The organism is Pseudomonas sp. R62 (genome assembly GCF_000257605.1).
Classification (GTDB): Bacteria; Pseudomonadota; Gammaproteobacteria; order Pseudomonadales; family Pseudomonadaceae; genus Aquipseudomonas; species Aquipseudomonas atacamensis.
In genome coordinates this window covers 1,609,956-1,619,204 of record NZ_JH635999.1, presented here as the reverse complement: position 1 = coordinate 1,619,204, position 9,249 = coordinate 1,609,956, and the positions used below count along the sequence as shown (strand labels likewise).

The 9,249-nt window shown below is 60.8% G+C and carries 8 protein-coding genes; all 8 read right to left on the bottom strand.

The genetic code is table 11. The annotated features are described in order from the left end of the window. Positions 1-496, bottom strand: a 496-nt coding sequence (locus OQK_RS25250) for a LysM peptidoglycan-binding domain-containing protein (protein WP_157221968.1), incomplete at its 3' end; no start/stop codon positions are given. Positions 497-524: 28 nt separating this feature from the next. Beyond that, positions 525-1,382, bottom strand: a complete 858-nt coding sequence (locus OQK_RS25245; RefSeq protein WP_016774879.1) for a DUF4123 domain-containing protein — start codon at positions 1,380-1,382, stop codon at positions 525-527. Then, positions 1,373-3,421, bottom strand: a complete 2,049-nt coding sequence (locus OQK_RS25240; RefSeq protein ID WP_016774878.1) for a type VI secretion system Vgr family protein — start codon at positions 3,419-3,421, stop codon at positions 1,373-1,375. Before OQK_RS25240 ends, OQK_RS25245 begins: the two co-directional genes overlap by 10 nt. A gap of 275 nt (positions 3,422-3,696) precedes the next feature. Next, the gene (locus OQK_RS25235; protein ID WP_016774877.1) at positions 3,697-4,317 is read right to left on the bottom strand and encodes a transglycosylase SLT domain-containing protein; all 621 of its coding nucleotides are present in this window, start codon (positions 4,315-4,317) and stop codon (positions 3,697-3,699) included. Between the two features lie 44 nt (positions 4,318-4,361). Further along, entirely contained in the window at positions 4,362-5,300 is a 939-nt protein-coding gene (locus tag OQK_RS25230) for a carbohydrate kinase family protein (protein WP_016774876.1), read from the bottom strand. A 13-nt stretch (positions 5,301-5,313) separates the two neighbouring features. After that, positions 5,314-6,810 (bottom strand): xylulokinase, encoded by a 1,497-nt coding sequence (gene xylB / locus OQK_RS25225; RefSeq protein ID WP_016774875.1) that lies wholly within the window; start codon positions 6,808-6,810, stop codon positions 5,314-5,316. Positions 6,811-6,933: 123 nt separating this feature from the next. Next, a complete protein-coding gene (locus OQK_RS25220; protein ID WP_016774874.1) occupies positions 6,934-8,409 on the bottom strand; it encodes a mannitol dehydrogenase family protein in 1,476 nt (491 codons plus the stop codon). Positions 8,410-8,424: 15 nt separating this feature from the next. Further along, on the bottom strand, positions 8,425-9,249 hold an 825-nt coding region (locus OQK_RS25215), incomplete at its 5' end, for an ABC transporter ATP-binding protein (protein ID WP_038861747.1).

Sequence of the window (9,249 nt, the reverse complement as noted above, 5' to 3'; positions counted from 1 at the left end):
AACCAGATTCCTGCAACCCGTTCAGGCGTGCATCACGTGGTTTGCTGGGCGCAATCATTTTTTCCAGGGCAAACATGGATTCTTTGATAGCGGACTTTGCCCGTTCGGGAAGCAGCCAAAATTCTTGCTCTTCGGTGGCATAAATCGCACTGGCAAACTTTTTCGAGCAGGGAGGCGCGTGCGGTTTGAAAGTCTTTGAGCTCTGATCTGGGGTGTCTTTGACAGGCTCCAGTTCAACCAGATCCTCCGCAGAGCACTGAGTTGCGGCTTCCGGGGTCGTTTTCGCAGGCGGTTGAGCTGCGGCAGGTGTCTGAGCGGCAGGCGCAGCAGGCGGTAGTGCGCTTTTCGGAACGCTCAGGTTCCATCCGACTTTGACATTATCCGGGTTGGTGATGAAGGGGTTCATCTGACGAAGTTGCGCCACAGTAGTGTTGTAGCGCGTAGCAATCTGGCTCAGAGTTTCGCCGGGCATTACGGCGTGATTTGTAATTTCCATGGTGATTCCGTTCTGTTGTCGCGTCGCCTTAGTGTTGGGCAACGGCGGCTGATTCCAGGAGCCGATCTACTTTGATAAACGACTCGTCCTTTGATTGCAGGATCGCCATGATCCCAGGCTGGGTCTCGAACAGCGGACCGTTCACGACATGGCCAAGCTTGAGCAGGTGATCGCCATCATAAATGTTGTTTTTGAGCAGCATGTCGAGGTTGTCCGCCATGTCATTCAAGCGGTCATCGTCTGGCTCATTGAATGCTGTGTATTCCTCATCGATCCAGTACATCCAGCCCAGGCGCGCTTGTACTTTCGCGGCCGCCTCGGGCAGATTGAACGCCGCTCTGTCACCGTCCCACGTTGATTGATCGGTGGCCTTCCAGGTCAGCCATCGCCCACGCTCTTGACCGAAATGAATCGGCGCCGGGCTGTAGACCGCATCCCAGCAGCCCAGTAACTGGTCAAATGCTTTATCGGCGGTGTAGGCCAGCGCAGCCCATAAACTCGGCTTGTGGAAACTCAGCAGACTTTGGCCACCTGAACCATCGTTTGCCTTAAGCAGCCAGCGCGCATGAGCCAGAGCTTTTTCAGGATCCCGGGTTGAGATTGCGATTCCCGAAAAGCGTTCCTCACATAGTTCCACAGCGACCTTTGCCACTTTGCCGCCCTTTGGGGCGACCAGCCACAATGGCTCGTCAGGAATCTCTGCAAGGTCTGTCCCGACAAACAGACCTTGGGCGACAACGGGTTCGCCTAATCGATAAAGACGACCCAAAGCGTCTGGCTGGAGCCCTTGGTCGATGATGAAACACAGCGATTCGCTTGTAGCGGGCAGGTCTGAAAAGTCGTAACGAGGCTCTGCGAGGAGGGCGCTCAGCGTTTTTACATGCATGTGCAATCCTTACGGCTGCAAGCGCCGTTACTCTGTTTTCCGCACAGCGGGGTGATACCTGACTCATTAAGACGGGCAGGGAGCGGTGCTTTCCCCGCCTTATCCGCATCCACAACCTTCATCGGCCCCGGCAACAACGGCGCCGCCGGCGTGCCCACCCCTGGCGAGCCGCCGGTATTGACCTTCACCTCAGCGCCGCTGATGGTCACGCCACCCGCATCGACCTTGACGAAGCTGCCGCCAGCCTTAGCGGTCAGTTCCATGGCGCCTTCGACCACGACTCTCTGGCCGGCGTAATAATGGATTTCATTGCCGGCCTCAACAAACTGCCCAGTCCCCACCTTCACATGCTGCGTCACACCCACCGTCAGGTGATCATCCGCGCGCATTTCGCTGATGCGGTCCAGATGAGTGATCCGGTGTTCTTCGACCTTGAACTCGCTCAACACGTTAGCTTCAACAGTGTCATGCCGTTCGTTGCCGACGCGGATTTTCTGGTCGTGTTCGATGTTTTCGTCCCAGTCGCGCTGGGCGTGGATGTAGATCTGTTCGGCGCCTTTCTTGTCTTCGATGCGAAATTCGTTGTAGCCCTTGCCGCCCGGGGAGCTGAGGGTTTTGAAGGTGCTGCGGGTCTTGTTGGCCGGCAGGTCGTAGGGGACGACGTTTTCCTTGTGGTACAGGCAGCCGGTGACGAGGGGCTGGTCGGGGTCGCCTTCGAGGAAGGTGACGAGGACTTCCATGCCGATGCGCGGGATGGCAATGCCGCCGTACGCTGCGCCGGCCCAGCCGCTGGCGACGCGCATCCAGCAGGTGGTTTTATCGTCGGACTGGCCGTCGCGGTCCCAGTGGAATTGCACCTTGATGCGGCCGTACTGGTCGCAGTGGATCTCTTCACCGGCAGGACCCGTAACGACGGCGGTCTGGCTGCCGAGGACTTTCGGTTTCGGGTGTTCGAGGGCAGGGCGGTAGTGCGCGTCCCACGGCGTGGCGAGGAAGCTGTTGCGGTAGCCCTGGTGGAAATCGCTTTTGTTGTCGGTGACGTCGCTGGTGACGTTTTCGCCGAGCACTTGCGGTTGTTTGCCTTCGTGGAAGACTTCCAGCAGCAGCCACAGGTCGTTCCACTCGGCGCGCGGGTGTTCGGCGAGCGTGAGGAAATGGCCGCTGGTGAGGGTCGGTTCATCACCTTTGCCTTCGGCGAGTTTGTAGTCGCTGCGATGGCGTTCGAGGGCGCGGGTCGAGAGGAACTTGCCGCGCTCGCGGGTGGTGAAGCGGCCGGGGTAATCGTAGTCTTCCAGGTCCGGGGCGAATTCGGATTTGACCGCGCCTTCGGGCAGCAGCTTGGGTTTTTCGAAATCGTAGTCGCGACGGCTGACGCGAGTGGTGCGGGTTTCCAGGCGCAGGTTGAAGCGCTTGATCACCGGTTTCTCCGCAGCCATGCCCGAGTCTTGCTGGTAGCTGACCGGCTTCAGTTTGCGGAATACGGTCTGGTCGTCGCCGAACACCAGTTTGTGGCCGCTGCTGCTGTGCTGGAAGTGGAAGTGAATGCCTTCCTCTTCGCACAGACGCTGGATGAAATGCAGGTCGGACTCGTCGTATTGCACGCAATACTCGCGTTCCGGGTACTCGGCGCCGAGCTGGAAGCTGTAGGCGTCGGAGAGAATGCCGCGATCTTCCAGCACCTGGGCGATGATTTTCGGCACCGTCAGTTGCTGGAAGATCTGCTGATCATGGTTGTGCTGCAGATAGGCCAGTTGCGGCATCAGGCTGATGCTGTAGCGGGTCAGGGTCTTGCCGGAGTCGCCCTGCTCGATGCGATAGACCTGGCCGTGAATCTTGCCTTCGCCGGTGGCGCCGAACGTCAGGCAGGCGCGCTTGTGCAGCAGCTCTTCGAGCTTCAGGTCGGGGCGGGCGCTGACCAGTTCGAGGTCGAAACGGAACGGTTCGTTGAGGGCTTCGCGACCGGTGAAGCTGAGGACTTGCAGGTCGGCGTTGGCGTCTTCGATCGAGAGGGTGATGTGGGTTGCATTGGCGTCCAGCATGCCTTGAATTCCGTCCGTTGAATAAGCAGGTGATGGATGTTGCAGGATTAGACGGCCTCATTCAAGGCGCAAATGGCGTAGGTGTGGGGCCTTGATGCCATAGGGAAAACCCTTAGGAGGGCGATTTGGGTCAGTGAAATCGGGCCTTTCATAGACTTTGATGGTGTTTGAGAGATTGCCATCGCGGGCAAGCCCGCTCCCACAGGTTTCTCGGGTGTAGACAAAATCGGCGTTCACTAAGGTTCTGTGGGAGCGAGCCTGCTCGCGAAGGGCTTCTACAACCAATGCCAGAACCGGCTCCAGAATCCGCGATTGAGGTCTTCCTTGCAGCCGGCATACTGCTGCGCATACAGATCCGAACGGTTCTGCACCTTGCGCGCGGTCGGCGGTAGCCAGGCTTTGCTCGCGTAGGTCTTGTTGCGGAAGCCGCCCCAGCCTTCGTGGTAGTTCAGGTACTGGTTATAGGCGTCGTATTTGTACACGCCGTTGATCGAGGTGGTCTTGTCCATGTACCAGCCGACGAAGTCGATGGCGTCGTCGAAGTCTTCGCGATCGGCCCAGTTGCGGCCGGTGCTTTTCTGGTAGTCGGCCCAGACTTCATCCTTGGCTTGCGCATAGCCGGAAGCGGTGGAGACGCGGCCCCAAGGAATTACCCAGAGCAGGTATTTGCGCGGCGTCTTGGCGTCGTAGCGGTAGCCGGATTCCTGATACATGATCGCGAAAGGCACCTGGATCGGCACGCCCCAGCGTTTCTGGGTGACTTGCGCAGCGTCGTACCAGTCGCTTTTCTCGCGGAAGATTGCGCAGATGTCTTCCGGCGAGCGGGGCGGCGAGGTGCCGCAACCGCTCAGCAGGGTGGCCAGGGTCAGAAGGGCGAGGATGTGCCTGTGATTCAAGAGCTGTTTTCCGTCGTGCGCAAAAAGGCCGACAGTCTACGCGCTCAGCTCAATTGATGACGATAGGGCAGATCCGGACCGGTTTTGCTGCAGGTCAGTGCGGCGGCTTGTACGGCGAACCTGAGCATGCCGTCGATTTGCTCTCGACTGAGCTGCTGGACGCCTTCGACCGAGTCCAGCGAATGTTCGGTCAGCCAGGTGATCAGCGCCGCCTGGAAGGTGTCGCCGGCGCCTACCGTATCGGCGATTTGAATCTGATTGGCCGGCACCGACCACGAGCCATGGGCGCGACTGAACACCGTTGCGCCATCGCCACCGCGAGTAAGGAAGACGATCTGGCAGCGATGTTCGAGCCAGCCTTCAATCACGTTTTGCGGATCCTGCTCGGGATAGAGCAGGCTCAGATCCTCGTCGCTGACTTTGATCAGGTCGGCCAGTTGAACCAGCGTGGCGATGCGCTCGCGCCATAGCTCGATGTTCGGCTCGGGATTGAGGCGCACGTTGGGATCGAGGCTGATCAGGCGTTTGCCGCTTTCACGCTGAACCAGCTTGAGCAAGGTGTCGCCAATCGGCTGCACCACCAGCGAAAACGAGCCGATGTGCAGGCCGCGCACTTCGTTGCCAAGTGTCGGCAAATGCGCCTCGCTCAATTGCCGGTCGGCGCAGCCTTCGCCACGGAAGCTGTAATGCGGCGAGCCATTGGCGCCTACCGCGACCATTGCCAAGGTGGTCGGCGCGGCGAAATCCACCAGATAATCCGGGCGCACACCTTCGTCCTGCAGGACTTGCTGCAAACGCCGGCCGAGATAGTCGGTGGACAGCCCACCGAAGAGCGCCGAGTCCACGCCCAGACGGCGCAGACCGACGGCGACGTTGAACGGCGAGCCGCCGGCAATCGCCTTGAAATTGACTTTCGAGGCCAGCCCGCTGGCATCGTTTTCGCTGAAGAAATCAAACAGGGCTTCGCCACACACCAGATACATAGTTGTTTGCTCGTTATAGGGTTGCGACATGCTGTTGATAGCGTTCGTAGGCCTGCTGGAATGCCGCGACATTGGCGGCGATCGGCAGGGTTTCGCTGCCCGCGTCGAGTTTCACGCAGCGCTCGCACAGCTCGGCCAGGGACACATCATCGCCGTTAGAGCGCGACGCGCACCACGCCGCTTGAATCGCCGCACCCAGTGCGGCGGCTTCGCTTTGTTCGGTGCAGATCACCGGAGCGTTCATGATGTCGGCGACGACCTGCCGCCACACCGCGCTCTTCGAGCCGCCGCCGATCAGGCAAATGCGCAGGCTTTGTAAACCATTCTGGCGAAGCAAATCCAGCCCGTAGCGTAAACCGAAGGTGGTGCCTTCGACAGCGGCGCGGCACAGATTGGCCTGGGTCAGGTTGTCGATGGTCAGGCCATGCAGGCTGCCGGTGGCGTGGGGCAGGGCGGGGACGCGCTCACCGTTGAGAAACGGCAACATGCTCACACCTTCGGCACCGATCGGCGATTGCGCGACCAATTCATTGAAGGTCGGCAGGTCGAGCTTGAACAGTTCCCGAATCGCACCGGTGGCGTTGGTCAAGTTCATGGTGCAGATCAACGGCAGCCAGCCGCCGCTGGAGGAACAGAACGTGGCAACCGAGGCATCGGCGCTGACGTTTGGCTCCTCCGAATAGGCGTAGACCGTGCCGGACGAACCGAGGCTCATGGTGATCGCGCCGGGCTGGATATTGCCGGTACCGATGGCGCCCATCATGTTGTCGCCACCGCCGCTCGAGACCACGGCGTTGGGGTTGATGCCGAGTTGCTCGGCGATTGCCGGCAGGAGAGTGCCGACGGCGGCGTGCGCGTCGATCAACTCCGGCAGCGCGGCTTGCAAACGGCCGCTGGCGTCGATGTCGCGCAGGATCTGCACATCCCACTGACGCGTGCGCACGTTGAAGTAACCAGTGCCGGAGGCGTCGCCGTATTCGCTGCAGGCGCGGCCGGTGAGCCAGTAGTTGAGGTAGTCGTGGGGCAACAGAATGCGCGCGATGCGTGAGAAAACGTCAGGATGCTGCTCTTTGGTCCACAGCAGTTTCGACACCGTGTAGCCCGGCGCGATGACCACGCCGAGGCGTTCCAGCGAGCCTTCCTCGCCGCCCAGTTGCGCGAGCAAGCGCTCGTTTTCCGGCGTGGTTTCGGTATCGCACCAGAGCTTGGCCGGGCGCAGCACTGCGCCTTGCTCATCAAGCAGGACCAGGCCGTGTTGCTGGCCGGAGACGCCAACGCCACGGATCGCCTGTCCGTCGACGTTTGCCGCTTGCAAGGCCTGGCGGGTGGCGCTGACGAATGCGTCGAGCCACTGCTGAACGTCTTGTTCTCGGCGGCCGTTGGCGCCGCTGATCATCGTGTGCGGCGCCGCGCCCAGACCGAGCACCTGCCCGCTGTCGGCATCGAGGATGATCGCTTTGGTGCCTTGGGTGCCGCAGTCGATACCCAGGAAGAGCTTTGTTGTTGTCATGAAGACTCCACGGCTGCTCGTTCCCATGCTCTGCGTGGGAACGCCTCAATAGACGCTCTGCGTCCGCTTTTGATGGGACGCGGAGCGTCCCGGGCTGCATTCCCACGCAGAGCGTGGGAACGATCAGGTCGCGAGAACTTTTTCCAGAGTCCGCGAAACCCCAACCTCGCGCAAACTCTGGCAGCACCACTCGAATGCCGCAACAAACTCCGCCGACTTCGGTATCGCCGTGCCGAAAATCTCTTCAACACCCAGCAACCGCTCCGTGGTCAGCCCTTCGTCCGCTACCAGACCTTGGCAGAAAGCCGCTCGCGGATCCGGAATCGAATACGTATCGCCATTCTCATCCACGCCCTTCAAATACAGCGCCCACGCCGCCACGACTAGCGCTGCACGCTTGGTCTCGCGGCCATCGGCAATCAGCCGATTGATCGTCGGCACGGTGAACTTGGGAAACTTCGATGAGCCATCCGAACACACGCGCTCCAGCTGATCGGCAATCGCCTGATTGGAGAATCGCGCCACCAGCGTGTCCTTGTATTCGCTCAAATCAATGCCCGGTACCGGCGCCAACTGTGGCGTGACATCCAGGTCCATATAAGCGCGCATGTAACGCACGAACAGCGGATCGTTCATGGTCTCGTGGACGAAGCGATAACCCTTGAGGAAACCCAGATAGGTGAGCGCCAAGTGACTGCCGTTGAGCAGTTTGATTTTCATCTCTTCGTACGGCGACACATCGTCGGTGAACTGCACGCCGACCTTTTCCCACGCCGGGCGGCCGTTGACGAATTTGTCTTCCAGCACCCACTGCACAAACGGTTCGCAGACCACCGGCCAGGCATCGTCGACGCCGTGTTTGTCGGCCAGTTGCAGGCGATGCGCGGTGCTGGTCATCGGCGTGATGCGATCGACCATGGCGTTGGGGAAACTGACGTTCTGGTCGATCCAGTCGCGCAATTGCGGATCACGCAGCGCGGCGAACGCCAGCAGCGCCTTGCGCGCGACGGCGCCGTTGTGCGGCAGGTTATCGCAGGACATCACGGTAAATGCCGGAACACCCGCCGCACGGCGTTTGGCCAACGCGGCGCAGAGGAAGCCGAACACGGTGCCCGGCACCTCCGGATGTGCGAGGTCGTGTTGAATCTGCGGCAGATGCGCCATGAATTCGCCGCTGCTGTCGTCGATGCAGTAACCGCCCTCGGTGATGGTCAGCGAGACGATGCGGATCTGCGGTTCGGCGAGTTTGTCGATCAGCGTTTGCGCGCCATCTTCGGCCAGCAGCATGTCGCGAATCGCGCCGATGACGCGCACTTCGGTGTCGTTGCTGTCACCCAGTTCGAACAGGGTGAACAGGTAATCCTGCTCGCGCAGATCATCGCGGGCGCGGCGGTCTTCCGGGCGTAGCCCGACGCCACAGATTGCCCAGTCCAGTGCTTCGCCAGTGTTCATCAAGGCATCGGTGTAATACGCCTGATGCGCGCGGTGGAAACCGCCGACGCCAATGTGGGCGATGCCCTGGCATGTGTCGCTCAGGTTGTAGCCCGGCAGTTGCACTTCGGCGGCGAGGCGGTTGAGGTTCTGTTGGTTGAGTTTCATCGGATAGTCTCGAAATCAGGCGGCAGCGCGCAGTGGGCGGGTCAGCGCCACACCTTCAGCGTCGAACAGGTGGCAGTGAGTCGGGTCCAGGCGCAGGCTCAATTGCTCGCCATAACGGCTGGCCAGGTCGCCGCGCACGCGCATGGTCAGGGCTTCACCGGCGCTGGTGGTGACGTGGCAGAAGGTGTCGCTGCCAAGGCGTTCGCTGACATCGGCAGTCACCTGCAACGTGCAGTCGCCAGGTTGCGCCAGCTCCAGGTGTTCGGGGCGAATGCCCAATGTGACTGCGCTGCCGACACTGAGGTTGGCGGCGTTGAACGGCAGGGTGATGCGCGTGCCGGCGTCCAGCGAAACTTCGCAACTGGCGCCGTCGATGCGGGCAATCTTGCCTTTGAGGAAACCCATTTTCGGCGTGCCGAGAAAGCCTGCGACAAACAGGTTGGCCGGGTTGTGGTACAGGTCCAGCGGCGAGCCGACCTGCTCGATCCTGCCGCCATTGAGCACCACGACTTTATCGGCCATGGTCATCGCTTCGACCTGATCGTGGGTCACGTAGATCATCGTTGCTTGCAGGTCCTTGTGCAGGCGCAGCAGCTCCAGACGCATCTGCACGCGCAACGCCGCGTCGAGGTTGGACAGCGGCTCATCGAAGAGGAAAATCTTCGGGTTGCGCACGATGGCACGGCCGATCGCCACGCGCTGGCGCTGGCCGCCGGAAAGCTGTTTCGGTTTGCGCTCGAGCATCGGCCCGAGCTCGAGAATCCGCGCCGCTTCGCCAACCTTGCGCTCGACCTCGGCTTTCGGCACGCCGGCCAGATCGAGGGCGAACGACATGTTTTT

Bases quoted from the DNA above. Each gene is read 5' to 3' on its own strand.
- OQK_RS25230 (WP_016774876.1), bottom strand. From the start codon at position 5,300: ATGTATCTGGTGTGTGGCGAAGCCCTGTTTGATTTCTTCAGCGAAAAC.
- OQK_RS25220 (WP_016774874.1), bottom strand. From the start codon at position 8,409: ATGAAACTCAACCAACAGAACCTCAACCGCCTCGCCGCCGAAGTGCAA.
- xylB (WP_016774875.1), bottom strand. From the start codon at position 6,810: ATGACAACAACAAAGCTCTTCCTGGGTATCGACTGCGGCACCCAAGGC.
- OQK_RS25245 (WP_016774879.1), bottom strand. From the start codon at position 1,382: ATGCATGTAAAAACGCTGAGCGCCCTCCTCGCAGAGCCTCGTTACGAC.
- OQK_RS25240 (WP_016774878.1), bottom strand. From the start codon at position 3,421: ATGCTGGACGCCAATGCAACCCACATCACCCTCTCGATCGAAGACGCC.